Raw genomic sequence first — 25,455 nt, 5'->3', positions numbered from 1 at the left:
AAAGTATATATGTTATAAACATTTTTTTCAAAAAGTTATGCTATTAGTTTATATATAAAGTAAAATATCAGTAACTTATTAAATAACCCTTTTCTTTTAACAAATGGATAATAAAACCATCGCAAATAAAACCAACTTTATTAAAAATATAATAAAAAAAGATCTTGGGACAAAAAAGATCTCTAGCGTACTAACAAGATTTCCCCCAGAACCAAATGGTTATTTACATATTGGTCATGCTAAATCAATCTGTTTGAATTTTGGTATCGCCAATGAATTTACTGGAAAATGTAACTTACGATTTGATGATACTAATCCAGAAAAAGAAGATATAGAATATATCAAAGCCATCGAAGAGGATGTTAATTGGCTTGGGTTTCAGTGGGAAAACACCCCTCACTTCGCATCAGAATACTTTGATAGAATGTATGAAATTGCTACTATTCTTATTAAGAAAGATAAAGCTTTTGTGTGTGACTTGTCTGCTGATGAAGTCCGAGAATATCGAGGAACACTTAAAGAAGGCGGCAAAAACAGCCCATACAGAGATAGATCTGTAGAAGAGAATTTAAAACTCTTTGAAGCAATGAAAAATGGTGAATTTGAAGCTGGAAGTAAAACACTAAGAGCAAAAATAGATATGAGCTCAGGAAATATAAATATGCGCGACCCAGCATTATATAGAATAAAATTTGCTCATCACCCTAAAACTGGTGATAAATGGTGCATATATCCAATGTATAGTTTTGCTCACCCTCTTGAAGATGCTATTGAAGAGATAACTCATTCACTTTGTACTCTTGAGTTTCAAGATCAAAGACCTTTCTACGAATGGATTGTAACTGAAGCAGAATTTGAATTAAAGCCACAACAAATAGAGTTCTCAAGGTTAAATTTAAACTATACAATCACTAGTAAAAGAAAGTTAAAGCATTTGGTTGATAACAAGCTTGTTAATGGCTGGGATGACCCTCGCATGCCAACCATAAAAGGCTTTCGTCGTAGAGGTTATACTCCAGAATCTATAGTTAATTTCTGTGAAACTGTTGGTATATCTAAACAAGATTCAATTTTAGATATGTCAATTTTAGAAGAATCCATAAGAAATGATCTAAACAAAAATGCCCTTAGAAAAAATGCTGTGCTTGAGCCACTAAAAGTAACTATCAAAGATATGCCAACACAAACCTTGAGTGTACCAAATCATCCTCAAAACCCTGATTTTGGCAGAAGAGATATTACCATATCAGATACAATTTATATTGATAGTGAAGACTTTGTATTTGAGTTAGAAAAAGGTATGAAAAAACTAAGTCCTAATGGTAGAATTCGCTTAATGAATGCTTTTGTTCTTGATTGTGAAGAAGTAATTACTAATCAAGCTGGAAAGGTCACTGAGCTCATTTGTAGCTATTTACCAGAAACACTTGGTGGTAAAAAACCAGATGACGGTATAAAGCCTAAAGGTATTCTTCATTGGGTCGATGCTAACAACTGTATTAATGCTGAAGTAAGAATGTATGACAGACTATTTAATACTGAAAACCCAAGTACTGATGAAAATCTTGAAACTAGTATCAATCCTAATTCTTTCTTATTAATCAAAAATGCTAAAGTAGAAAAATCTCTAAAAGATGCTAATGCCGAAGAACGTTTCCAATTTAATAGGATTGGATACTTTGTCACAGATAGAGAAGATCATTCAAAGGATAAACCAGTATTTAATAGAACTGTAACCCTTAGAAATACTTGGGATGAAAATAAATAGCTCACTCATCATCAAGTTTCTTATAAAAAATTCTTTAATCTGTCATTCTCTGCAAAACCACAATATATAAAGCTTTTGTTTTTTAAGCCTCTTAAAAAACACATAGACATTCACAATTAATTTAATAAAATTTCTGATCATATTTTTTAGACTCAAAATCACAATAAACACTGCAAAACATATAAAACAATATAAAAATTGCTTTATTCAGCTGAAATAAATTAAAGATTATTTTTAGTGCCTAGAAAAGGCAAGGAATATAGCTTAAGAGGGATTAAGATTTCTTCAAAGGAGCTGAAACACTAGCTTGTACACGTTGGTTAGCAGTATCAGTTTTATCAACGCCTTCTAGAGTATCGTAGTAACCAAAACCTTTAGTATCAATCTTATCAGAAGCTAGACCTAGGTTTTCCATGTAATCAGCAACAGCTTCTGCTCTTTTCTCAGAAAGCTTCTGGTTATAGATTTCAAACTCGCCACCAGTTTGACCTTGAGAAGCATAACCTTTAACAGTTACAGAAGCAATGTCACTACCTTTCACAAATTTAACAAAAGAAGCTATCGCATCTTTGCCTTGAGTGTTTAGATCAGTACTGTCATACGCAAACTTAGTATCCAAATAAACTGTAACATCGTCGCCATCAACAGTATAGCAAGCGACTCCATCTTTAGTCAGATTGAAGTTACCTTCACATTGCTGAATACCTTCTGGAAGAGTATACTTACTTTCATCAACTGTAGGGATTGTTTCTGCAGCAGTCTTAGCTCCATTATCTTGAATCGCTGATGTATTTTGAGCATTATCATCACCACCAAAGAACCAAGTTAAACCAGCACCAATATTATTTGTAGCACCCATAGCATTAGAGCCTGTGCCTACTGGAGCCATTGTTTGAATATATCTATAGTCAACACTTGCCTGAACATGTCTTGATAGCTCAAACTTAAGACCGCCACCAACATCCCAAGCACCAGTTGCTTGACCTGATAGGTTACCCCAACCAGCACCAGCAGCAGCGTATGGCGTAAACATTGTGCTATTACTTAAATTAAGAACACCTTCACCTATACCAGCAAAATGCTTACCTACTATTTGATTATATTGAACAGCAAAATATTTATTGATGTTATAACCTAAAAGGAAATTAGCTGCACCACCTGAAGGAGAGTTACCACTATCAGCAAGACCACTAGCACCTACACCTAGATACCATTGACCTGTTCTATCCTGAGGACCCCAAGTATCATTCTCATTCGTTATAGAGCTATAAGTGCTAGCAAATGGAGTAATAATAGAACTATTACTAACACTAGAAGCCTCTGGCTTATCCATTGTAGATGATACATCAGTTGTCATACTAGTATCAGTATCAGCTACTGCATCAGCAGCAAAAGAAGCTGTAAAAGTACCCAAAAGCACTGAAGTAGTTAGAACTATTTTCTTAAGTTTCATTGTAGTAAATCCTTATTTTTAAAAGTATTAATACTTAAACTAAACTGTATTAAGTAGGTGAATCGCCGTGATTATATATCACATATAAAAGCTTTTCAATCCTTTTCAAAACGAAAAACATTTTATTCGATACAAACCACCAAAAATAACTAAAATTTTTTTCAGTTATTTTTAAATAAAGTCTATAATCTTGCTAATATAGGCACCTTGTCATAACTCTTAATAGCTGAAATTACGCTCTAAACTTAATCGAGTCGACAAACTCTAATTGCTCAATGCATTTGCCCCATTTAAACTGTAAGAAAACAGTTGCTTCAATCACACTTTTATAAAGAGCCTAGAAAACGGAATTTACCATCTAGAGCTTTTATAATTCATTTTATAAGAAATTGGTTTCAGAAATATAGATAGAGGTATTAAATTTGATTACAGATCTTACAAACAAGGTTAAGACATGAAGTTCTCAACACCATCTTTAAAATCAAAGCTGTGCTCTGCTGTAATATGTCTTACAGTTTTTGTTGTAGAACGCATTACTACACTATGAGTAACTGCAAAAGAACCACGAAGTGGGCTTTTAATACGCTTTACACCTTGAAGCATATTACCGTCAGTTACACCTGTTGCAGCGAATATAATATCACCTGAAGCAAGATCATCTATATCATACTTTTTATCAAGATCTGTAATACCCCACTTATGTGCTCTTTTAATTTCAGCATCATCATGGAAAACAAGTCTTGCTTGCATTTGTCCACCTAGACACTTTAAAGCAGCAGCAGATAACACACCTTCAGGAGCACCACCAGTACCTATAAACACATCTATACCAGAACCTTCAGTAGCTGTAGCTATAACTCCAGAAACATCGCCATCATCTATAAGTATTACTCTAGCTCCACATTCACGAGCTTCTTTAATAATACTTGCATGCCTTGGTCTGTCCATAGTACATACAACTAACGCTGACATATGAACTCCTTTATACTCAGCAATTCTTTTTAGATTATCTGTCACAGAATCATCAAGATCAACTATGCCTTTAGGAGCAGTAATGCCACCTACAGCAATTTTCTCCATATAAACATCAGGAGCATTTAAGAAACCACCTTCATCAGCCATTGCCAATACAGTCAGTGCATTAGCTCCACCCTTGGATGTGATTGTAGTGCCCTCAAGTGGATCCAAAGCTATATCAACTTTACAGCCACCAGCACCAACTTTCTCACCGATATATAGCATAGGAGCTTCATCAAGCTCACCTTCACCAATAACTACAGTTCCATCAATATCAACATCATTAAAAGCCTTTCTCATTGCATCAACAGCCGCCTGATCAGCAGCTATCTTATCACCTCGACCCATTTGTCCCCAAGAAGCTAATGCTGCCAGCTCTGTTATTCTTACTGCTTCAAGTGCTACTTTTCTGTTCATTGATATATCCCTTCTGTGTTTTTTACTACTATTTGATTATAGGTTTTACGAAATCTTCTATTGTTACTTTTAGATCAGTAAGTTTGCCATGAAAAAAATGTCCTACATGATTTTTCTTTACTAACGTCAAATCTGAGTTCACCTTATTTAGCACAAAATCAAAAACTGATGATGCTCTAACCGTATCATCATCTATACCCTGTACAACTAGCCACTTAACATCCCTAGGTTGAGGATAACTAGTAAGATCAAATCTGTCAACAGCTGGCGCTACAGTAACCAAGATATTCGTTTCTAAAATGCTCGAAAGCCCTTTATATGCGATAGCTCCGCCAAATGAGAATCCACACAAAACAATCTTTTTAAATTGGGTATTAGTTTTAATCCAATCATATACAGAAAGTAAATCCTCAAGCTCTCCAATCCCATCGCCATACTGACCTTCACTATTTCCAACCCCTCGATAATTAAACCTATAAGATTCAATCCCAAGAGACTTCATAGCTCTAGATATAGTCGTTACAACTTTATTATGCATTGTCCCTTGATATAGAGGATGAGGATGACAGATTATAGCAACAGTATCTTTACTAGAATTTTTTACTTCATCATGGGCTACTTCTAGCTTCCCTACCTTACCACCAATTAAAAAAACACTCATCTTGCACCTAAGATTCTGAAGTTAAATTACAGTCTTCTAACTTTATAAGCTTGGTTTTCTTAATATATTTATAACCAAAGTATAATGCTACAAAACCAAAAAAACCTACATATGTTGTTATGAACTCAAATAAAAGGCTAGCCCAACTTCTATCATAATTAGAAAAAATCACACCTGCTTGGCCTAATATTATTATAGATACAAGTAGTAATGCAAATATAGGTGCAAAAGGGAAGAATTTTGCTACAAATGGAAGATCTTTAAGGCTCTTACCTTGCTTAATATATGCTCTTCTAAAACGATAATGACTTATAGCGATAGTAAACCAAGCAATAAAGCCTGCTAAACTAGAAATATTTACTAACAAACCAAAAAACCTATCTTCTCCAACCAATGGTTCAAAAATAAAAGCTGATCCAATCAAACATGTTGCTAATAAAGCATACATTGGAGTTCCATTAGAATTAGTTTTTGCAAAAAACTTAGGTGCTTGATTAATTTTAGAAAGATGCCACAAAACTCTGGTAGCACTATACATACTAGCATTACACGCTGAAATTATAGCTGTTAAGATAATAACATTCATTATAGTCGCTGCCGAACTTAAACCTATATTCTGGAAAACAATTGTAAAGGGGCTAGCAGAAACATCTTCACTAGCTGCACCATTTATTAAAAATGGGGCATTGTATGGGATAAGAGTACTAATAACAACTACAGCTAACACATAAAACAAAAAGAGTCTCCAGAATGTTTGCTTAATTGCTTTTGGAATCGAAGTGCCTGGGTCTTTGGCTTCTCCTGCCGTAATACCTATAAATTCACTACCTTGAAATGAAAACCCAGCTATCATAAATACAGAAATAAAACCTAACCAACCATTATGAAAAGGAGCATCGCCTATATGCCAGTTGTGGAAACCGATACTCTCATGATTACCAACCAATCCTAATATAGATAGAAATCCTACTACGATAAATATAATAACTGTAGAAACTTTTATGAAAGACAGCCAATATTCAAACTCACCAAATACTCTAACAGATAGAAGGTTTATAATAAAAACTAATGCAAAGAAGCCTAGTCCCCATAAAATAATTGAAGTGCCAGGAAACCAATACTGCATTACTACACCAGCAGCTACAATCTCTACAGCTATCGTAATCGCCCAGTTAAACCAATAACTCCAACCAGTACTAAATCCAAGAGCAGGGTCTACATAGCGGGTAGCATACTCACAAAACGATCCACTCACAGGTTTATGCGCCGCCATTTCGCCCAAACTCGTCATTAAAAAATAAACCATCACCGAAATCACAATATATGCAAGCACTGTACCCCCTGGGCCTGCATCTGCTATTGCACCACCAAGAGCTAAGAACAGCCCTGTACCGATACAACCACCTAAAGCTATCATTGACATATGGCGGGATTGTAGACTTCTATTTAACTTTTCTGACATTTATACTATCCTTTTTTTAACAATTCATACTTAAAATTTATTACTAAATAAATTCTCTGAAAGCTTTCAAAAATCAAGAGGCTGAGACCCTGCATATATTTATGCTAAGACCAGAAGCTCTCCACACTCAAGCAAGTGTGACAGTTCTAACACCTTTCAGTACTAGACCCAAAAAATCAAATCATAACTTTTTGACTTTTTTCGGCATAATCTCTAGAAACATAATCATCATCAAGTGTTATGACTTTCAAATTAGTTCTATAGAATTACGCATCCTCTTCTTTTAAAATTATCTGTGGTAAAAAACCGACATCACTAAGTGTAACATAGCAGACCAAAAGCTGTCAAACTGACCTTCTAGCATCAAGTCACAACAGAAGGTTTCTTTCTCTCATACATAACCCAGTAAATAAGCCATGTACAAATATAGACAAACACCCCACAGAAAATCACATCACTAAAGAAGTGTCCTCCTTGTGCCATTCTCATCCAACCTAATCCTCCTCCAGCTAATATAGCTGCAGTAAAAGCTACCAGTTTCTTTTTACGAGTCACTAAAAGTGGCATAAATGCAAACAACCAAAACCCCATTGATGCATCACCACATACAAAAGAGCAGTTCTTACCACATTGATTGGATATAACAAATGGTTTTTGAAAAACCATATCACCAGAGAACTCTTGCACCATAACAGGTCTAGGCCTACCCCAATGATCTTTAAATATATAGTTAACGACCAATCCTGGACCTATCCACAAGCAAACTGCAACAAAAAAAACTTCTTTGCGATGCTTAATCTGAAAACATTTGATAAATAACGACCCTAGGAGGAAAAGAATCACACCAATAGAAAAAAATATTGGAAAGAATCTAGCAAACCAGTGTAAAAACCCAAGAACCCCATCGTAACCACCAACAAAACCTTGCGTTGAAGGATCATAAAAATGACTAGCTACATCTATATCAACATTAGGGAAAATTAAGAAAAATAGCCATACCAAAAAACAAACTACTATACCAAGTGCAACATGCATTTTCGCCAAAATATTTCTCCTTAGCTATCTTAAGATATTTTAATTTATAAAGACTCTAACATTTTTATGCTTTTTTTTGTTAGAATATCCTTTGATTTTATTAACAAGCTTAACACCTATATTCTATACAAAACCATGACAGATAGTAAACATAAAAATACAAATCATGCAGTTGGAAGGCTTAAAATTGCTTTAGTCCTAATATTAGCAGCTATAGTAATCTATCTTTTCATTGCTCTTTTCACTTTTAATATCAATGATGCTGGATGGAGTAGTATCTCTTCAGAAACTATCACAAAAAATTATGCCGGCCCTGTTGGAGCGTATATTTCTAGCTTCCTACTAGCAATATTTGGTGTAATTGCTTTTTTAATACCTTTTTTAATAATTGATATTATCCGAGTGTTACTCATAAAACCTAAAGACGAGCAGCTTAGCTATGTTATGTTTACAATTAAAACCATTGGAATAGTCATTTTCATCCTTTCATGTACTGGTCTTGCTGAATTATATTTAAGCTTTGCAAACTATTGGGTTCCTCAAAGATCTGGCGGTATTCTTGGATATGAGAGTGCAAAATTTGTAGTTAAATACCTAAGTACTGTTGGTGGATCTTTTACTCTCACCATAACTCTTTTTGTTGGACTAACTCTTTATTGTGGAAATTCTTGGTTAAACTTAATAAAAGAAGTGTCAAAGTTAATAACTAAGACTCTTGCATATATTGCTACCTCTAAACCTAAAGAAAAAGATAACATTAATAGGATTGATGATTTTGAGGAGTTTAAAAATAAATCCTCCAACTTATCGAAAGATGAAAAAGCATCAACAAATATAAGTTTAGATAATAAAGCAGATCAAAGTGTACACCAAAGTGATGAAGATACTTTTAGAGAAATTTTAGGTCACTCTAACAACGATGAAGAGCTTACTTTTATAGATAATAAATCCTTTGAAGAAGGCTCAGAAGAAAATATAGTTAACGGATCTGAATATGAGGGTTTTGAACCTGTAGTTCCAGAAGAAATAGAGTCAATTGAGACTAAAAGATTCGATTCCTTTGAAGAGTTTGTAGAAGCTACTCCAGCCCCAGCAATGCCTAAAGCTAAAACTGAGCAACCATTAAATAACCAACCTATTACACAGAATAATCCAGTTAACAATGCAGTTAATACAAGAGACAACTTTAAAAAAGTTGGACTGCCGTCAATTGACCTACTCTTAGAGCCTGAAGATAAAAAAATAGTTGTATCACAGCAAGAACTCAATGAAACATCCTCTTTACTAGAACAAACCCTAAATGACTTCAATATAAACGCTAAAGTTGTAGGTGCTTACCCAGGCCCAGTAATTACAAGATACGAAATAGATTTAGCTCGTGGAACTAAAGTAAGCAAGCTTGTTGGCATATCTCAAGATTTGGCTAGAGCATTATCAACTACAGCTGTAAGGGTTGTTGAAGTAATCCCGGGTAAGCCTTATGTAGGTCTTGAATTACCTAATCCTACACGTGAAATGGTTCGTATTAAAGAAGTCTTAGGCTGCCCCGAATTTTTAGACTCTAAATCCCCAACACTAATGGGAATAGGTGTTGATATATCTGGTAAACCAACTTTTGCTGAACTTGCTAAAATGCCACATCTACTAGTAGCTGGTACAACAGGTTCTGGTAAATCTGTAGGTGTTAACTCAATGATTATAAGTATGCTTTACAAATGTACTCCTGAGCAACTTAAATTCATCATGATAGATCCAAAAATGCTGGAACTTTCTATCTATGATGGTATCCCTCACTTACTTACTCCTGTAGTTACAGATATGACAGAAGCTGCTAATTCTCTTCGCTGGTGTGTAAAAGAAATGGAACGCCGTTATGCATTAATGTCTGCAGCTGGTGTAAGAAATATTGCCTTACTAAACGATAAAATTGAGCAAGCCGAAAAAGATGGTCGCCCACTTAAAGACACTATGTTTATTAAGATGAACCCAGAACGAGCACATGAAGCACCAATACTTACTAAGATGCCATATATCGTAGTTGTTGCTGATGAGTTTGCAGATATGATAATGGTAGTTGGCAAAAAGGTGGAAGAACTTATTGCTAGACTCGCACAAAAAGCTCGTGCTGCTGGTATTCATATTATATTAGCAACTCAAAGACCTTCTGCAGATGTGGTTACAGGACTTATTAAAGCAAATATTCCAACAAGAATGTCTTTCCAAGTTTCTGCAAAAATTGACTCTAGAATTATGCTTGATCAACAAGGAGCTGAGCAGCTCTTAGGGATGGGCGATATGCTATATCTAAAACCAGGTTTAGGAGCTCCTATGCGTATCCATGGTGCTTTCGTCGATGATAACGAAGTACATAAGGTCGTTGATGCTTGGAAAGAGTATGGTGCTCCTGAATATATTGAAGATATCTTAGAAACTAGTGAAGATGGTGAAAATGGTTCTAGTGGAGATAATGGTAGCAGTGAGGATCCTTTATACAATGATGCTGTTGAAATTGTAATCAAATCTCAAAAAGCTTCTATTTCTGCAGTGCAAAGAAAATTAAAAATAGGCTATAATCGTTCAGCTAGACTTATGGAAGAAATGGAAGATAACGGTATAGTTTCCGAAATGAACCAAAATGGTATGCGTGATGTACTAATAAGTAGAGAACAATAATGAAAAAAATAATCCTAACTATATTTATCACACTTCTAGCTACAACACTTTTTGCTTCGCCTACGAACGATTTAATTTCAAAAATTAAAAATATCAACTCAATGTCTGCTGACTTCACACAAAAACTTATTGATGGTCAAAATAATAGCAACAATAACTCAAAAGGTATAATGAGCCTTAAAAAACCTGGTGATTTTAAATGGGTTACAAAAACCCCAAACAACCAGCAAATAGTGTCAAATGGTGCAAAATTATGGATTTATGACGCTGATTTAGAACAGCTTATTATTAAAAAAGTTTCTAACAATATCGCTCAATTTCCTTATTTAATTTTACTATCCAAAAATGCAAATAACTTAGATAAGTTATTTAACATAAAAGAAAAATCAGAAAACACTTACATCTTAAAGCCAAAAGATGATGAAATGATAAATAGCATTACCATTAAATTTGATAGTAGTGGTGAGCTAGAATGCTTAGAGATCTCAACGTCTTTACATCAATACACTCAAATAAAATTTGATAATGTAAAAATGAATACCTCAAACATCAAAACTGAGGATTTTAATTTTAAAACTCCAAAAGGAACTGATGTAATTGATGAGACCAAAGCTTAACACTAGCCCTGATACAAAATGAGATATTTGTCGTAAAGGAGTTTATGTCTAATTTAAGTATCTACTTAGGGTTATATTTTCCATTCTATTTCACCTAGATTATTTTTCTGCAGATAATCATTGGCTAAAACAAAATGTCCACAACCTAAAAACCCTCTATATGCAGATAATGGCGATGGATGTGAAGACTCTAGCACCAAATGCTTAGATGAATCAATCAAAGACTTTTTCTTGCGTGCATGAGCACCCCATAGCATAAATACAACATTTTGCTTATACTTAGAGATTTTCTGAATCATAGAATCTGTAAAAGTCTCCCAACCAATATCTTTATGGGAATTTGCATTGTGAGCTTCAACAGTAAGAGTAGTATTTAGCAAGAAAATTCCCTGTTTTGCCCAGTTTTCAAGATTACCATGAGTTGGGGTTTGAAATTCTTCAACACTAGCTTCCAGCTCTTTATACATATTGCGCAAAGATGGCGGAATGTCGACACCTTTTTGTACAGAAAAAGCTAGCCCATGAGCTTGATTGTAATTATGATATGGATCCTGACCTAAGATAACTACTTTGAGATTATCAAATTCTGTTAATTTAAAAGCATTAAAAATATCTTCTTCAGCAGGAAAAATAATTTTACCTTGCTCTTTTTCAGCCTCTAAAAAAGAGAGTGTTTGCTTAAAATATAGTTTTTGCTTTTCTTGTGAAATAAGATCTAACCAATTCATTAGGACACTCCTAGAGATTTTTTTGAAATTTCAGAAGAATATTAGTTGCAGAAGATTATTTAATTAAAGCCTTATAAATAGAATCTTTCAACTCAAGTCTTTGTTTTTTAAGATCCTCAAGTCGGACATCTTCAAACTTACCAGTGCTTTCTAAGTTGAATACTTCTTTATCTAAATCCTCATACTGTTTCATCTGCTTACTTACATGATGGTCGGCTTTGATATTATGAATTTGTGCTTTTAATTCTGGAAACTCTTTTATTAATGGATGATGTTCTAACATGTGAACTCCTTTGTTTTGTAATGTACTTTAACAATACCACCTATATCATTGAATTTAAAGAGTCACAGCAGATATTTAAAAAATACTTTTACCCCTATAATAACTTTAAATAATCCTTCATAAACAAGTTTATTGGGCTTATTGAAATGTCTATTGACAAACTAAAAAACTGAGATTCAACTCTACTCTATTTTCTTTTTACTGTATCTAAGTTAAAAGCCTTAAAAGCAAAATATAGAATATAGAAGAAAAATTTAAATGAATTTAAAGACTACTTATTAGCTATTGTTTGATAAGTTTTCATAACGATTGCCTCTGTTGAATCCATTTCTAAAGAGACCTCATGAAGTTTTTTAGCAATATCATCATAAGCAGGTTTTGCAACGCCTTCTTGGTCTAACAAATACTCAACATACCTTGTTGCTCTATCTATTAGTTTGTTGTTACCTGGAGTTACAAAAGTCATAATGTTACTAGTGAAACGACCTAGTCTAGCCATTACTAATGTTGAATGACTATTCATCACCATCTTTATAAGCACTTGTGAGCTTAGCTCAGACATATCTTTATACTTTATCTCTAATTTTGTATCGGCATAGTTTATAACAAACATATTTTTAGCACTTGATACTTCAATTACTTGATGATTAGGCAACACACTTCTTCTTTCTAATGCTTGTGAAGATATATCAAAACCTTGTAAGTTTTTTACACCAGTTTGCTCTTTTGAAAAGTCCCACTCTAGCGTTCTAGGTTCATGGTTAAGAACTTGATTCCATACATTTTCTTTAATACTATCTTTCACAGCTAAATAACAATAGCTTGAAACAGGATTTTGATGGTTTGTATTCTCAAAAGGGTTTACACTAAATGTTGGCGTGCGTTCTGTCGTATCTGTAAGTACTGTAAGACCGAGATTACTATCTGTAAGATAAGTCGCATAACCTCCTTGCTTATAACAATCAGATTCAAACTGTGTAAACTTAGCGACTTCATTACAGTCAAGATTTTTTAAAGCATCAAGCAAAGCATCACACTCTTTAGCGTAGTCAATATCTTCAATAATAGAAAATAATGCCAATCCAACAAATAGCGTTTGTACAGAAGTTGCTTGCATTCTTGTACTTCCAGCTAATGCCATCGAACCAATTTCAATACAAATACTTTTTACATCATCCGCTTTTATCAAATCATCAGATCTTTTTACATTAGCTAAAAGATCATCTCCATTACAATAAATTAACCATGGATTATATTTTGAATGCTCGCGTGCATACTCAACTGTCGAAAGTACAAACGGTGTTTCTCCACCCTCTGTTACGCCAACCAGCATATCCTGCTCTGTAAATCCAAGTTCTTTGATATGGCGAATAGCGTATTCTTCATAATCCTCAAAACCCTCAACCGAACGAACTAATGCTCCATCACCGCCAGCCATAAAACCAATTACTTTATCTTTTAATTTAGCTGGAGCTCTACTTTTCCATAAACTTTCAATAAACATCGCCAAACGACCAGTTGCACCACAACCAGAGATATAAACGCTCCCTGATTTCATTACCTCTATTAAATCAGCTTTAAGCTCATTAATTTCTGCACCATACTCTTTAACTTTAGTTATCGCATCAATATCTACCGCTCTAATCATCTCTACAGCTTTACTTAGATCCGAATCTGCCATTTCGGCAAGCCCTACTGTTTTAGGGTTAGGTTTTTCTGTTGTTAAGTGACCTAGTTTGAATTTTTCACGATTGTCCCAAAAGAAATTCCAATCTTTAATAAGTGCCATTTTTATACTCCTATGTTATATATTTTTTATATTCTCTAATAATTCCTGATGTTTTTTAAACTTTGTTCAAATAGAATTTTTCCATTTTCAAAATATGTTTCAAGCTGACTTTCCAAATGATACTGCCCTATAGCGTAACTATCATCTAGCACTATTGTTTCATACTCACCATGCTGATTTTTTATCAGATCTAATCGCCCTTTTTTAGATTTTTTATTAGGATCTGTAATAGGATTTTTTGAAACAGTCCTAAGTTCACCATCTCTGATAAGCGCTGAACATTTTATCGCAAACTTAAATGAATCACGATTCAAAGATGATTCAAAATTACCCTGCAACAATGCACCACCCATACCAAACGCAATATTCTCTGCTGAATATCCGCGTTGTTGCATTACTGAAAGTATCTCTTCTATAAGATTAATGTTGACACCATCACCTTGGATAAGAGCAACATTTTTAAGTACCTTGTAACCTTTAGAGTTAGCAGTTACACCAAAACCTTTCTCTAGCTCTTCAAGTGCATATAAAATATTATCTAAAGCATTTCCTGAGTCTGGTCTGATAACTAGGTGTGCTTTTTTAGAAGTAATTTTATCTTTCAAACTAATCCAAGTCTTTATGGCTTTTTTAAAATCCCAACTATCTGAAACACAAGCATATAGTACACTAGCATCACCAAATTGCTCTATCATATTTTCAAAAGCTTGTTTTTCACAATCTGAACCTTCACCCCAACTTGTGATAGTTGAGTGCTCACTTGCTGGTATCGAAAAGCCTGCCATATCTTCATTATAATAATCTTTACAAACTCTCAACCCTGCTAGCGTGTCTGTGCCCATAAAGTTAGTCAAATGAGCAGCTCCACCTATTCCAGCTGACTCTTCAGATGAAACACCTCTATAACCAAAATCATGAAGCATAAAATTTAGTTTATCTAGCGTATCTGATGTTTGCTGAAGATACTTTTTAATAGTTTCTTTTATATTTGAGCTTATTGAAGCAACTGTTGTTGGGTACCATACTTTTAAAAGCAAAGTTTCCAGCATACCTGGTAACCATGCAAGCTCTTCATCTGTACTTTCTATAGTCATTAAGACATTGTGTGTTAGCACCATTGAGCCCTCTCTTACAGCCCTTACCCTAACTGGAAAATAACCATTATGCTTTTCTAAAACTCGTTCAAAACCTTTACGGTAAAAAACCAAACCATGAGCTTTCAAAACTTTTTCAGCTTCATCAATCATAGCTAGCGTTATTGGTTGGCTTAGATATTTTTTAAGATAATACTGTAATCCAAAAAACCTGGTAACATTTCCAAGATAAGCATTTGCCACACCTCTACTTTCCATATAAAAGTGAGTGTATGTAGTGTTTTTAGGATACTGATAGGGATGTGAGTGCTTATAACTATCTGTCATAAGAATCAAATTCGAAGGATTCATAATACTAAATTAAACAACGATAAAATAAGCTTGTAAGATGATTATAAACTGATAGATATTAAGAAGGAAATATTTTTAACCTTTAATGTTTCTTTCGACAAGTCTTAAAAGGTTTTGCATGTATTCTAATGAAACTTTTGTTTTGTCTAAAAGAGGATTATATTCTGCAATTTCAAAACAAACTAAACTGTCAAAATTAATTTGTCTAATAGTGTTATAAAAAACTATTGGATCTATACCATCTTCAACCGGTGTACCGACAGCATCAAGATTTGTTGGATCAAGACCATCCAAATCAAAACTAATACCAACATTTCCATTTGTGATTTTTTCTAAGCGTGCAAACTCTTCTAAGAAGATCTTTTCAAAATTCTTAGTATTTAAATCTTCTTGATAATAAATTTTAACGCCTAAGCTGTCAAGCAACTCTTTTTCTGGAGCCTCATAAGACCTTATCCCAAAAAACACTATATTTTCAGGTTTTAATTTTGGCTCATCATTTAATATTTTCTTCAACTCATCATGACCATAGCCAAGTAGATGAGCAACTGGCATACCATGTATATTGCCAGTATCTGAAGTTTCTGGTCGATGACTATCCAAATGAGCATCTATCCATATCAACCCTAACTCATTATTTTGCTTTTTAAGATAGTTATGAACCCCACTCCATGTTGCCATTGCACAAGAGTGATCTCCCCCAAGAACTAAAGGAAACTTATTCTCATCAAGTAAGTCTGAAACTTTCATTGCGACTTTATTAAAGTATTTTGCCATAGTTTCAACTTCTGATCGACCACCAATATAATTAAGAATCTGAGAGTCTATTCTTCTATCCCTAAGAGCATCTAATAAAACATATGGTGCTCTACCGCAACCTATTTCACGCCCAGCATTTCCTATTGCTACGCCGATTGCTTCTACTTTCTTCATAAAAACCTCTGCTTATATAGCTGAAAATAAATTTTTAGGATCTTTGATTGGTGGAACCATTTCCATTTCATGTCCTATATCGTATTTTTCTGCTAACTCATAAACCATACGAAGTACTGAAAAATCCTCTACAGCAAAACCTACAGAATCATAAATTGTAATTTCTTGATCGTTTTCACGACCTTTTTTAAGTCCTGCTGCAATCTCCCAAACTTCTGCATGAAGTACCTGCTCAACCTCTTGTTCTGATAAGTTTTGAATTTCTCCTTCAATCATTGATTGCTCAGTATATTCAACAACAACCTTACCTTTAAATAATATATCTGATTCAAGTTCTGTTTTACCAGGGCAGTCACCACCAAGTCCACTTATATGCATGCCTGGTTTGACCCATTCCTTTTCAATTACAACAGCATGAAGCTTACAGGCAGTACAAACTACTATTATGTCAGCTCCTTCACAAGCATCTTTAGCGTTGTTGCAAGCAACTAGCTCAAGCCCTGCATCTTTCATATTATTAGCATATTTTTTCATCGCCTCTGGATCTGTATCAAAATACTGTACTTTCTCAATTGGACGAATAAGCTTATGTGCTAAAGTTTGAAACTCACTCTGTGCTCCAGTACCTATAAGTGCTATAGTTTTACTATCTTTTCTAGCCAAAAAATCTGCCGCTAAGATTGTAGCAGAAGCTGTTCTAAGAGCTGTTAGTACTGTCATTTCAGATATAAGTAGAGGATAACCATACTTGATTTCATTCAACTGTCCAGTAGCAACAACTGTTTGTTTGCCTTCGAATGGGTTTGCTGGATGTCCGTTAACACATTTGTATGCAAAAAGCTCATTATCTGCCGTAGGCATAAGCTCCAATACTCCACCAGGAACATGCGCTGCATAACGAGGCGATTTATCAAACTCATTCCATCTGATAAAATCGTCTTTTATATAATTTTTAAGATCTCCCATAAACTGGTTAATCCCATGCTTTTCTACTATTTTTGCAACATCTTGTACTGATAAAACTTTCATTTTAATTTCCTCACTTTCAATTTACTTAATCACTATTATAATTCAAATATTTTATTTTAGACAGTCAACTCCTGCCTCTTACTATTGTTTAATAAAACAAAGCAAATACCATAAAGATAACTGCTATTATGAAAATCAGTGCTCTAACACCTCGACCACCGCCAAAGAAGTAAGAGCCATCACGATTATACTTATCAAATAATTTACAGGACACACTAGCAGGCAAAACTATAGAATAAGCTATACCTGCAAACCCTGATACAGCTAGAGCTAATACAAATATATCATTAAAGTATACTGCTATCAACAACGATGGTATCAATACTATTGCTCCAGCAATTATACGACCCTTTAAATTAGGACTTAATTTTAAAGCATCAATCCAAAAATCAATAAATGCTAGTGATATCGTAATAAATGATGCAAACAGACTAACATTTAAAAAAATATCTAAAGCACTAACTGCCAATGAACTTGAGCTGCTTTGTTTTATTATTGAAACAAGTCCGTCGAGTGTCGGATCAGCCATAAATATCTCATCTGCTCCAGCATGCTTTATGAACCCAGACATAATAACAACCCATAGTGTATATATAACACAGGTTATAAAGGTACCTATAAGTATAATTCTTTTAATCTCTTTCTTATTTTCAGGCCCAACATAATTCACAATACTTGGCAATATAGATTGATATGAAAATGCCAAAATAACTATGAGAGTTGCTTGAGTTATAGCTGTAAAATTCATAGGTACTACGAAAAGACTTTTAAGATCAACATATCTTGACAACAGTAATATCACCAAAACCAGGGAAATTAACTTAACTGTCATAACAACCCTATTAATTTTCTCGGAATACTTCATACTACCGATGAGAACTATAGATAAAATAGCTGTAAATAAAACTTCTGCAATTGAGGGGCTTATGCAACTGTATAAGTTAATATTACAAGAATTTGAACCTAATAAAGAAGGTACCGCACCAATATAAGCTGTCAAACTAGCATATATAGCCACTGAAAATGCTATCAATGTTATTATCTTACCAGGCATACCAAATGCTTCTTGAGCTAGAGATGTATAGTGATTCCTAAATTTTGGCAGCTTCGTACTGACCTCAACGACCAACATTCCAGATATAGTCATTAATATATACATTGAAATAGTTAAGACTATAGTTGCAATAATTCCTACTTTAAATGCCATTATTGGTAGTGCAAATATTCCACCTCCGATCATAGAGCTTATGATCAATAAAACACAACCACAATATTTAAAAAAACCAACATTACTACTCAAAACATTTTACTCCTACTAGGTTTAGTAATTAACTTTAAAATCAATAAAAAACTTCTGCCAACATGCACCTGGCACTTCCGCCACCAACTGTTTCAATATTTTTAATGTCGCACGGAAGACAAGTTATATAATTAGTCATTTTATCTAGCTGTTGCTGAGTAAATCCGCTGTGAGCAGTTTCCGATAAGACTAAGAAACTTTTACCTTGCTTATTTTTCACTTCTAAAACGTTACCACACATTTTATACATTTGATCTAGAGATATATCTATGATTATTTTATTTGCCTGCTCCAAACTTTCAACCACACTTTGTCTTTCTAAGTCTGACCTTATAGATTCCAAACATACAACAGCAACACGTTCACCAACACTCATCATCACATTCGTATGATAAATTGGTCCTTTCTTATCAAAACTTGTAAAGGTAACCAATTTATAACCAATTTTCTCACATACTTTTTTAGCTAAACTTGTATCTGCTCGAGGTGATACAGACATATAAGCCACTTTAAACTCATGATCAAATATAAAAACTCCTGTGCCCTCTAGAGCTTTTGAAAAATCTCCACGAAAATCTAAAACCTTATATTCTTTACCCGTATTAGACTCCAAGTTTTTCAATAAATTTTCAATTTGAACTTCATTACGACGATTTTGTGTATACATCGGATAAATAAAAACATAAGGATTACCATTTATAATATGTGTTGAAAACCAATTGTTTGGAAATACAGCATCAGGAGTGTTATCGTTAGATTCTAAAGTAATAACATCAATACCTTTTGATTTGATATTACAAACCATTGTTTTAAACTCTTTCAATACAGCAGTTTGTAATTGCTCATTTGTAATATCAGGTTTACTTTGAAAAGAGTTATTAACTGATGTTTCTTGGTTGAAGCGAAAGTGCTTAGGTTCAACCATCACGATAGTATTAGCAATATTTTTTTGTTCCATTTTGACAGTATATTTAAAAAAGACTGACTATCACTATATATTTTTAAACAGTATATTTCCAACTTATTTCCAAAAAAATCCTGAAATAGCACTCATATACTAAAAAAATAATATTAATATAAAAGCAACTATTACTTTAATAAAAACAAATACACTCAATTCTTAAAAATCATTAGTTTTTAGCAGGACAAAGCAGACAAATAACAAATATAGCGTTATAATTATTCATATTTTTATTTATTATATAAAACCTTAAACTTGAGGATATCATGAAACAAACTACTCTTTTAGTCATCCTAGATGGATGGGGATATAGTGACAATGATTATTTTAACGCTATAAAAAATGCTGATACTCCAACTTGGGATAGTATTTGGAATGAGTTCCCTAAAACACTTATTAATGCATCGAGCCTAGAAGTTGGATTACCTTCAGGTCAAATGGGTAATTCCGAAGTAGGCCATGTAAATATCGGTTCAGGTAGAATTATCTATCAAGAACTTACTAAGATAGATAAAGCTATTGCTGAAAAAACATTTGAGCAAAACCCTGCACTTTGCCAATCTATGGACAATGCTATAAACAATGATTCTGCTCTTCATATCATGGGATTATTATCAGCTGGTGGTGTACATTCTCATCAGAAACATATATTTGCAGCAATAAAAATGGCAAAAGATAAAGGAGTGAAAAAAGTCTATATTCATGCATTCTTAGACGGTAGAGACACTCCGCCTCGCTCTGCACAAAAATCTATTGAAGCTACAGATAAGCTTTTGAAAGATTTAAATATAGGTCATATAGCATCTGTATCTGGTAGATATTATGCAATGGATAGAGATAATCGTTGGGATAGAGTTGAAAAAGCTTATAATGCAATAGTAGAAGCAAGTGCTGAACATACTTGTAACTCAGCTTTACAAGCATTAGAACAATCTTATGATCGTGATCAATCTGATGAGTTTGTAGTACCTACTTGTATTGCAGTAAATGGCAAAACAGTTAAAGTAGAAGATAACGATAGTGTATTATTTATGAACTTCCGCGCGGATAGAGCTCGTGAAATAAGTCATGCTTTTACAGATAAAGATTTTGATGGTTTTAATAAAAAAAGACTTTTAAATATAAACTTCACTACTCTTACTCAATATGATTCTAAGCTTAAATGTCATGTAGCTTACCCTCCAGAGCAACCTATAAATACTCTAGGTGAAGTACTAGCTAACAACGACAAAACCCAACTAAGAATCGCTGAAACAGAAAAATACCCTCATGTAACTTTCTTTTTTAATGGTGGTAAAGAAGATGAATTTGTAGGTGAGGATAGATTGCTAATTCCATCACCTAAGGTTGCAACTTATGATTTACAACCTGAAATGTCTGCACCTGAACTTACTGAAAAATTAGTAAATGCTATCAATAGTGGCAAATATGATTGTATAGTTTGTAATTATGCTAACTCAGATATGGTTGGACATACTGGTAATTATGAAGCTGCTATGCAAGCTATTGAGTATCTAGATAAATGCTTAGCTACTTTGAAAGACACTATTTTAAACAATAATGGCAATATGTTCATTACAGCTGACCATGGTAATGCTGATGTTATGGTAAACCCAGACACTCAAAAACCACATACAGCCCACACTACAAACCTTGTACCTTTTGTTTATGTTGGTCAGCATACTGCTGAAACTACAGTAGAAAATGGCAAAGGAAAACTTTCAGATATTGCCCCAACAATGTTACAAGTAATGGGAATTAAACAACCTAGTCAAATGACTGGCAAATCTCTATTTAACTTCGATAAATAAAAGGTATAAAACTAATATGCTTGACGCTAAATACATCAAAGATAATCTCCAAGAAGTAGCTGACAGATTAGCTACTAGAGGCTATAAACTAGACACAGAACTTTTTGAGAAAAATGAAGCAAAAAGAAAGGAGCTTCAAGAAAAAACTCAAGAACTTCAATCACAAAGAAATACCACTTCAAAAGAAATTGGTAAAAGAAAAGCAAAAGGCGAAGATGCTAGTGATGTTTTTGCTAAAGTGGGTGCAATAAACGAAGAACTAAAAGTTGTAGAAAAAGATCTAAAAACACTTCTTGAAGATATAAATCAACAGCTTCTGTCTATGCCAAACATCCCAAATGAAGATACACCAATAGGTAAATCTGAAGATGATAATGTTGAGCTTAGAAGATGGGGAACTCCTCGTGAGTTTCATTCTGAAGCACAAGCGAAAGACCATGCTGACTTAGGTGAAGCACTTGATATGATTGATTTCCAAGTTGCTGCTAAAATCACAGGTAGTAGATTTGTAGTTCTTAAAAACAAGATTGCAAAGTTACACAGAGCTTTAAGCCAATTTATGCTTGATGTTCATACAGACAAGCACGGTTATGAAGAGCTGTATGTACCATTCATGGTAAATAAAGATAGCTTATATGGTACTGGTCAACTTCCTAAATTTGGTGAAGATTTATTTAACTTAGAAGGTGACTTTAACTATAGTCTTATCCCTACTGCTGAAGTCCCTCTCACTAATATGGTTAGAGATGAAATACTTGATACAGAATCTTTACCAAGACTATATACAGCTCATACGCCTTGCTTTAGAAGTGAGGCAGGATCTTATGGTCGAGATACTAAAGGTATGATTCGTCAACACCAGTTTGAAAAAGTTGAGTTAGTTCATATAACTACTGCAGAAAAAGGTGAAGAGTCACTTGAACTACTTACATCTCACGCAGAAAAAATATTACAAAAGCTAAACTTACCATATCGTGTAATGAGATTATGTACAGGAGATATGGGAGCTACTGCTAAAAAGACTTATGACTTAGAAGTTTGGCTACCTTCTCAAAACACTTACCGTGAAATATCTTCATGTAGTTGGTGCGGGGATTTCCAAGCTCGTAGAATGAAAGCTCGCCATAAAAATGTCAGCATGAAAAAACCTGAGTTAGTTCATACATTAAATGGTTCTGGACTTGCTGTTGGTCGTACACTTTTAGCTGTTATTGAAAATTATCAGCAAGAAGATGGCTCTATAATTGTGCCTGAGGCTTTAGTCAACTATATGGGTGGTATCTCGGTTATTAAATAACTTATAGCGTAAAACCATTTTTTTTGTTATGATTTAGTTGTAATCAATACTTTAAAGGAGTGATTATAATGTCAGAAAAAATGCAAAAAACCAAAGTCTCTACCGCAAAAACTATGGAAAACAAATATGGCGAAGAGAATCATAAGCACAACAAGAATACACTAAAACATAGAGATCACGAAAAATCTCATCCACACACTCAACATGGTGGTGATCCAAATCAAAATAAACATGCTGTCCAAACACATAGTGACCCAGATAGTCACAAACATCATAAGACTAAATACCATGATCATAAAGAGCATACGAGAGAACACCATAAGAAAAGTAAATAACATAATCCAAATATAAACCGCTAACCTTTTGAGGTAACAATTCAAAATACCTCAATAGTTAATATTAAGAGTTTATACGATCTAAAACGACTCTCCCTAAATCAATAAAACTACTCTAAATAGTGATTAATTTTATAATCTTTTAATGGTATTATACAAATATTAGCACTTTAAAACCTTTAAAATGTATATAGCAGGAATAGAAGCTGGCGGAACCAAGTTTTTCACAACTGTTGGCGATATGGAAGGCAATGTAATTGAAAGACATCGTACAGGTACTACCACTCCAGCTGAAACAATGGCTGAAACCCTTGAAGTTTTAAAAAACTATCAATCTAAATATGAAATAAAAGCTCTTGGGCTTGGTTGTTTTGGACCAATAGATATAAACCTTAATTCTCCAACTTATGGTTTTATTACCAATACACCTAAAATTGCTTGGCAAAACTTTGATATTGTTAGTTCTATTAGATCAGTATTTAATGGTCCTATAAACTTTAATACCGATGTAAATGCTGCTGCAATCTGTGAGCAACTTTGGGGGTCAGCTCAAGGGCTTGAAAACCTGATGTATTTGACTATCGGTACAGGTGTTGGTGGTGGTGCAATATGCAACAATCGTATAGTTCAAGGTGCTACACATACTGAACTTGGACATATTAGTATTGCTCAAAACCCTAATGATTTGTTTGAAGGTTCTTGCCCTTTTCATGGTAACTGTCTTGAGGGTTTAGCATCAGGCACGGCTATAAATAAACGCTGGAAGGTAGACCATGCTGGAGAATTAGCTGATGATCATATTGCATGGCAGTTTGAAGCTGAGTATCTAGCTAAAGCCATCACTAGTTTTACATTTACACTATCACCCCAAAAAGTCATCTTAGGTGGCGGTGTGATGCACAAAACAATTCTTTTTGATTTGATTCGTAGAAATGTTAAGAGTTCTATAAATGGCTACTTTGACTACCCTGCTCTTAAAGATATGGATAATTTCATAGTCCCAGCATCTTTTGGTGATAATACAGGTGTTAAAGGCTCACTGGCATTAGCTCTTGACATATTAGATAAAAGCTAAGCCTCTCAAGTACTACTTATATTTTTTTACAATTATTGATAAACTTTATTTACAAAAATTTGGATTAACTAATTTCAGATGAAAAGTTTTCTTCAATCAATCAAAAAAGCATTTTATAACCTTAGAAGCAAACTTTGGTACAAACCTTTAGCTTATTGTATTATTGCTATACTTAGTATCTATATATGTTTTTTAATCCAAGAAAAACATGTATCAATTTACACTACAAAAATAAACTTAGAAACAGTTAACTCACTTTTATCTGTAATAACAGGCAGTATGCTGGCTGTAATCGTTTTCACTGTAGGCTCTATTGTAACTGCATATAATTCTGCCAGCAACTCCGGTACACCTAGAATACTATCTCTCCTTTTACGAGATAGCACATCTCATGATGCTACATCTTGTTTTATAGGTGCTTTTATCTATGGGGTTGTAGCAACTGTAGCAATTAAATCCGGAGTCTTTGATGAAACGGGGATATTCCTTATTTTTATAATTACTATACTAGTTTTTGGTTGGGTCATTTTCACATTCATAATATGGATTGACAGTATAGCTAAATTAGGTCAAGTTAAAACTTTAATGTCTAAAACCGAATCACAAGCTCTAAAAGCTGTCAAGAAATACGCCGAGAATCCTCACCTAAATTGTAATACTTTTGAAAAAGATGGCATCCCAGAAAATGCTCAGTTCATATATTCACAAGATTATGGTTTTCTAAATGATATCAACCTACAAGGTCTTAACATTTTTTGCAAAGATAACAAAATAAAACTGTATATAGTAAAATACAAAGGCGAGCATTTAGCATACTCAGAAACCTTAGCATTTGCAAAATCATCTAAAAACATATCAAAAGAAAGCCTTGAGCAAATACTATCCTACTTTACAATCTCTACCGAAAAAAGCTTTATAGATGACCCTGTATTTGGACTTGAAACCTTAGGGGAGATAGCAGCTAAAGCTCTAAGTCCCTCGACTAATGACCCAGGCACTGCTATCGATATTGTAGATTCGATTAACCGTTGCCTAAAAACCCTATTTACACATGATAAAAAAAACTCAAAAGTGAAGTTTGAACAAATTTCTTTAAAAGAAATAGCCGTTGAAAGGTTTGTGAAAAGTAGCTTCGAATATGTAAGAATATATGGCAGTCAAAATATCATGGTTGCTAAAAGAATTCAAAAAAGCTTGATACATATATCTAAGCATCTCAATAGGCAAAATAAAAAAGTTGTTTTAGCATATGCTAAAAGTTGTCAAAAACAAGCTGATGATCAGCTAACTTACGACTTTGAAAGAAAAGAATTTAACGATATGGTTAAAGAGTTAAGCAAGTTTGAAAGTTAAATAACTATACATT

Annotated in this window: 20 protein-coding genes, 2 pseudogenes and 1 riboswitch; of the genes and pseudogenes, 9 read left to right on the top strand and 13 right to left on the bottom strand. The window is 33.8% G+C overall.

Features of this window, described 5'->3' with window-relative positions; translation table 11 throughout:
* Positions 1–103: 103 nt before the first annotated feature.
* Positions 104–1,768 carry a glutamine--tRNA ligase/YqeY domain fusion protein gene (locus FLM55_RS08080; protein ID WP_178948797.1) on the top strand — a complete coding sequence of 555 codons (1,665 nt, stop codon included), beginning with the start codon at positions 104–106 and terminating at the stop codon, positions 1,766–1,768.
* Positions 1,769–2,042: 274 nt separating this feature from the next.
* Here the strand turns inward: FLM55_RS08080 and FLM55_RS08075 are convergent, their stop codons facing one another.
* The 5 genes from FLM55_RS08075 to lpxF all read right to left on the bottom strand — a co-directional run bounded on the left by FLM55_RS08075 (position 2,043) and on the right by lpxF (position 7,813).
* Positions 2,043–3,221: an OmpA family protein gene (locus tag FLM55_RS08075; protein ID WP_178948796.1), complete on the bottom strand. Its 1,179-nt coding sequence runs from the start codon at positions 3,219–3,221 to the stop codon at positions 2,043–2,045.
* Between the two features lie 447 nt (positions 3,222–3,668).
* On the bottom strand, positions 3,669–4,655 hold the full coding sequence (gene glpX, locus FLM55_RS08070) for a class II fructose-bisphosphatase (protein ID WP_112870438.1): 987 nt from the start codon (positions 4,653–4,655) through the stop codon (positions 3,669–3,671).
* 28 nt (positions 4,656–4,683) lie between these two features.
* Complete coding sequence (locus FLM55_RS08065; RefSeq protein ID WP_178948795.1) at positions 4,684–5,316, bottom strand: alpha/beta hydrolase; 633 nt, start codon at positions 5,314–5,316, stop codon at positions 4,684–4,686.
* 7 nt (positions 5,317–5,323) lie between these two features.
* Positions 5,324–6,778 (bottom strand): amino acid permease, encoded by a 1,455-nt coding sequence (locus FLM55_RS08060; RefSeq protein WP_178948794.1) that lies wholly within the window; start codon positions 6,776–6,778, stop codon positions 5,324–5,326.
* Positions 6,779–6,884: 106 nt separating this feature from the next.
* Positions 6,885–7,066: riboswitch (Lysine riboswitch) on the bottom strand.
* A 75-nt stretch (positions 7,067–7,141) separates the two neighbouring features.
* The gene (gene lpxF / locus FLM55_RS08055) at positions 7,142–7,813 is read right to left on the bottom strand and encodes a lipid A 4'-phosphatase LpxF (RefSeq protein WP_373193981.1); all 672 of its coding nucleotides are present in this window, start codon (positions 7,811–7,813) and stop codon (positions 7,142–7,144) included.
* 135 nt (positions 7,814–7,948) lie between these two features.
* Between lpxF and FLM55_RS09575 the strand changes: the two are divergent.
* The 3 genes and pseudogenes from FLM55_RS09575 to lolA all read left to right on the top strand — a co-directional run.
* Positions 7,949–8,480 (top strand): annotated as a pseudogene (locus FLM55_RS09575) (DNA translocase FtsK 4TM domain-containing protein); the annotation flags it as partial.
* Positions 8,481–9,013: 533 nt separating this feature from the next.
* Positions 9,014–10,486, top strand: a pseudogene (locus FLM55_RS09570) (DNA translocase FtsK); the annotation flags it as partial.
* Positions 10,486–11,103, top strand: a complete 618-nt coding sequence (gene lolA / locus FLM55_RS08045; RefSeq protein ID WP_112870443.1) for an outer membrane lipoprotein chaperone LolA — start codon at positions 10,486–10,488, stop codon at positions 11,101–11,103. The pseudogene FLM55_RS09570 and the gene lolA, both read left to right, overlap by 1 nt.
* A gap of 71 nt (positions 11,104–11,174) precedes the next feature.
* On the opposite strand, the gene ung is transcribed toward lolA, so the two are convergent.
* From ung to ctlX, 8 genes are all read right to left on the bottom strand, one after another.
* Positions 11,175–11,849: a uracil-DNA glycosylase gene (ung, locus tag FLM55_RS08040; protein ID WP_178949095.1), complete on the bottom strand. Its 675-nt coding sequence runs from the start codon at positions 11,847–11,849 to the stop codon at positions 11,175–11,177.
* Between the two features lie 37 nt (positions 11,850–11,886).
* Entirely contained in the window at positions 11,887–12,114 is a 228-nt protein-coding gene (locus FLM55_RS08035) for a YdcH family protein (protein ID WP_112870445.1), read from the bottom strand.
* Between the two features lie 271 nt (positions 12,115–12,385).
* Positions 12,386–13,903 carry a hypothetical protein gene (locus FLM55_RS08030; RefSeq protein WP_178948791.1) on the bottom strand — a complete coding sequence of 506 codons (1,518 nt, stop codon included), beginning with the start codon at positions 13,901–13,903 and terminating at the stop codon, positions 12,386–12,388.
* A gap of 35 nt (positions 13,904–13,938) precedes the next feature.
* Entirely contained in the window at positions 13,939–15,348 is a 1,410-nt protein-coding gene (locus FLM55_RS08025; protein ID WP_178948790.1) for a nicotinate phosphoribosyltransferase, read from the bottom strand.
* Positions 15,349–15,423: 75 nt separating this feature from the next.
* Positions 15,424–16,281 (bottom strand): arginase, encoded by an 858-nt coding sequence (locus tag FLM55_RS08020; RefSeq protein ID WP_178948789.1) that lies wholly within the window; start codon positions 16,279–16,281, stop codon positions 15,424–15,426.
* Between the two features lie 12 nt (positions 16,282–16,293).
* Positions 16,294–17,310 carry an ornithine cyclodeaminase gene (locus FLM55_RS08015; RefSeq protein WP_178948788.1) on the bottom strand — a complete coding sequence of 339 codons (1,017 nt, stop codon included), beginning with the start codon at positions 17,308–17,310 and terminating at the stop codon, positions 16,294–16,296.
* A gap of 88 nt (positions 17,311–17,398) precedes the next feature.
* The gene (locus FLM55_RS08010; protein ID WP_178948787.1) at positions 17,399–18,610 is read right to left on the bottom strand and encodes an aromatic amino acid transport family protein; all 1,212 of its coding nucleotides are present in this window, start codon (positions 18,608–18,610) and stop codon (positions 17,399–17,401) included.
* A 40-nt stretch (positions 18,611–18,650) separates the two neighbouring features.
* Complete coding sequence (gene ctlX, locus FLM55_RS08005) at positions 18,651–19,568, bottom strand: citrulline utilization hydrolase CtlX (protein WP_178948786.1); 918 nt, start codon at positions 19,566–19,568, stop codon at positions 18,651–18,653.
* A gap of 269 nt (positions 19,569–19,837) precedes the next feature.
* Between ctlX and gpmI the strand changes: the two genes are divergently transcribed.
* The 5 genes from gpmI (at position 19,838) to FLM55_RS07980 (ending at position 25,442) form a co-directional block, all read left to right on the top strand.
* Positions 19,838–21,382: a 2,3-bisphosphoglycerate-independent phosphoglycerate mutase gene (gpmI, locus tag FLM55_RS08000; protein ID WP_178948785.1), complete on the top strand. Its 1,545-nt coding sequence runs from the start codon at positions 19,838–19,840 to the stop codon at positions 21,380–21,382.
* Positions 21,383–21,398: 16 nt separating this feature from the next.
* Positions 21,399–22,679 carry a serine--tRNA ligase gene (gene serS, locus FLM55_RS07995; RefSeq protein WP_178948784.1) on the top strand — a complete coding sequence of 427 codons (1,281 nt, stop codon included), beginning with the start codon at positions 21,399–21,401 and terminating at the stop codon, positions 22,677–22,679.
* A 68-nt stretch (positions 22,680–22,747) separates the two neighbouring features.
* Complete coding sequence (locus tag FLM55_RS07990) at positions 22,748–23,014, top strand: hypothetical protein (protein WP_178948783.1); 267 nt, start codon at positions 22,748–22,750, stop codon at positions 23,012–23,014.
* 184 nt (positions 23,015–23,198) lie between these two features.
* Entirely contained in the window at positions 23,199–24,089 is an 891-nt protein-coding gene (locus FLM55_RS07985; protein ID WP_178948782.1) for an ROK family protein, read from the top strand.
* A gap of 78 nt (positions 24,090–24,167) precedes the next feature.
* Positions 24,168–25,442, top strand: a complete 1,275-nt coding sequence (locus tag FLM55_RS07980; RefSeq protein WP_178948781.1) for a DUF2254 domain-containing protein — start codon at positions 24,168–24,170, stop codon at positions 25,440–25,442.
* Positions 25,443–25,455 lie beyond the last annotated feature (13 nt).

The organism is Francisella sp. Scap27 (assembly GCF_013394105.1).
Lineage (GTDB): Bacteria > Pseudomonadota > Gammaproteobacteria > Francisellales > Francisellaceae > Francisella > Francisella adeliensis.
Note: the sequence above shows the minus strand (reverse complement) of the source record. Positions and strands in the feature narration are given on the sequence as shown.

Excerpts from the sequence above, each read along its gene's own strand:
- FLM55_RS08080 (WP_178948797.1), top strand. The coding sequence starts at position 104 with ATGGATAATAAAACCATCGCAAATAAAACCAACTTTATTAAAAATATA.
- FLM55_RS08075 (WP_178948796.1), bottom strand. The coding sequence starts at position 3,221 with ATGAAACTTAAGAAAATAGTTCTAACTACTTCAGTGCTTTTGGGTACT.
- glpX (WP_112870438.1), bottom strand. The coding sequence starts at position 4,655 with ATGAACAGAAAAGTAGCACTTGAAGCAGTAAGAATAACAGAGCTGGCA.
- FLM55_RS08065 (WP_178948795.1), bottom strand. The coding sequence starts at position 5,316 with ATGAGTGTTTTTTTAATTGGTGGTAAGGTAGGGAAGCTAGAAGTAGCC.
- FLM55_RS08060 (WP_178948794.1), bottom strand. The coding sequence starts at position 6,778 with ATGTCAGAAAAGTTAAATAGAAGTCTACAATCCCGCCATATGTCAATG.
- lpxF (WP_373193981.1), bottom strand. The coding sequence starts at position 7,813 with ATGCATGTTGCACTTGGTATAGTAGTTTGTTTTTTGGTATGGCTATTT.
- lolA (WP_112870443.1), top strand. The coding sequence starts at position 10,486 with ATGAAAAAAATAATCCTAACTATATTTATCACACTTCTAGCTACAACA.
- FLM55_RS08035 (WP_112870445.1), bottom strand. The coding sequence starts at position 12,114 with ATGTTAGAACATCATCCATTAATAAAAGAGTTTCCAGAATTAAAAGCA.
- FLM55_RS08030 (WP_178948791.1), bottom strand. The coding sequence starts at position 13,903 with ATGGCACTTATTAAAGATTGGAATTTCTTTTGGGACAATCGTGAAAAA.
- FLM55_RS08025 (WP_178948790.1), bottom strand. The coding sequence starts at position 15,348 with ATGAATCCTTCGAATTTGATTCTTATGACAGATAGTTATAAGCACTCA.
- FLM55_RS08020 (WP_178948789.1), bottom strand. The coding sequence starts at position 16,281 with ATGAAGAAAGTAGAAGCAATCGGCGTAGCAATAGGAAATGCTGGGCGT.
- FLM55_RS08015 (WP_178948788.1), bottom strand. The coding sequence starts at position 17,310 with ATGAAAGTTTTATCAGTACAAGATGTTGCAAAAATAGTAGAAAAGCAT.
- ctlX (WP_178948786.1), bottom strand. The coding sequence starts at position 19,568 with ATGGAACAAAAAAATATTGCTAATACTATCGTGATGGTTGAACCTAAG.
- gpmI (WP_178948785.1), top strand. The coding sequence starts at position 19,838 with ATGAAACAAACTACTCTTTTAGTCATCCTAGATGGATGGGGATATAGT.
- serS (WP_178948784.1), top strand. The coding sequence starts at position 21,399 with ATGCTTGACGCTAAATACATCAAAGATAATCTCCAAGAAGTAGCTGAC.
- FLM55_RS07990 (WP_178948783.1), top strand. The coding sequence starts at position 22,748 with ATGTCAGAAAAAATGCAAAAAACCAAAGTCTCTACCGCAAAAACTATG.
- FLM55_RS07985 (WP_178948782.1), top strand. The coding sequence starts at position 23,199 with ATGTATATAGCAGGAATAGAAGCTGGCGGAACCAAGTTTTTCACAACT.
- FLM55_RS07980 (WP_178948781.1), top strand. The coding sequence starts at position 24,168 with ATGAAAAGTTTTCTTCAATCAATCAAAAAAGCATTTTATAACCTTAGA.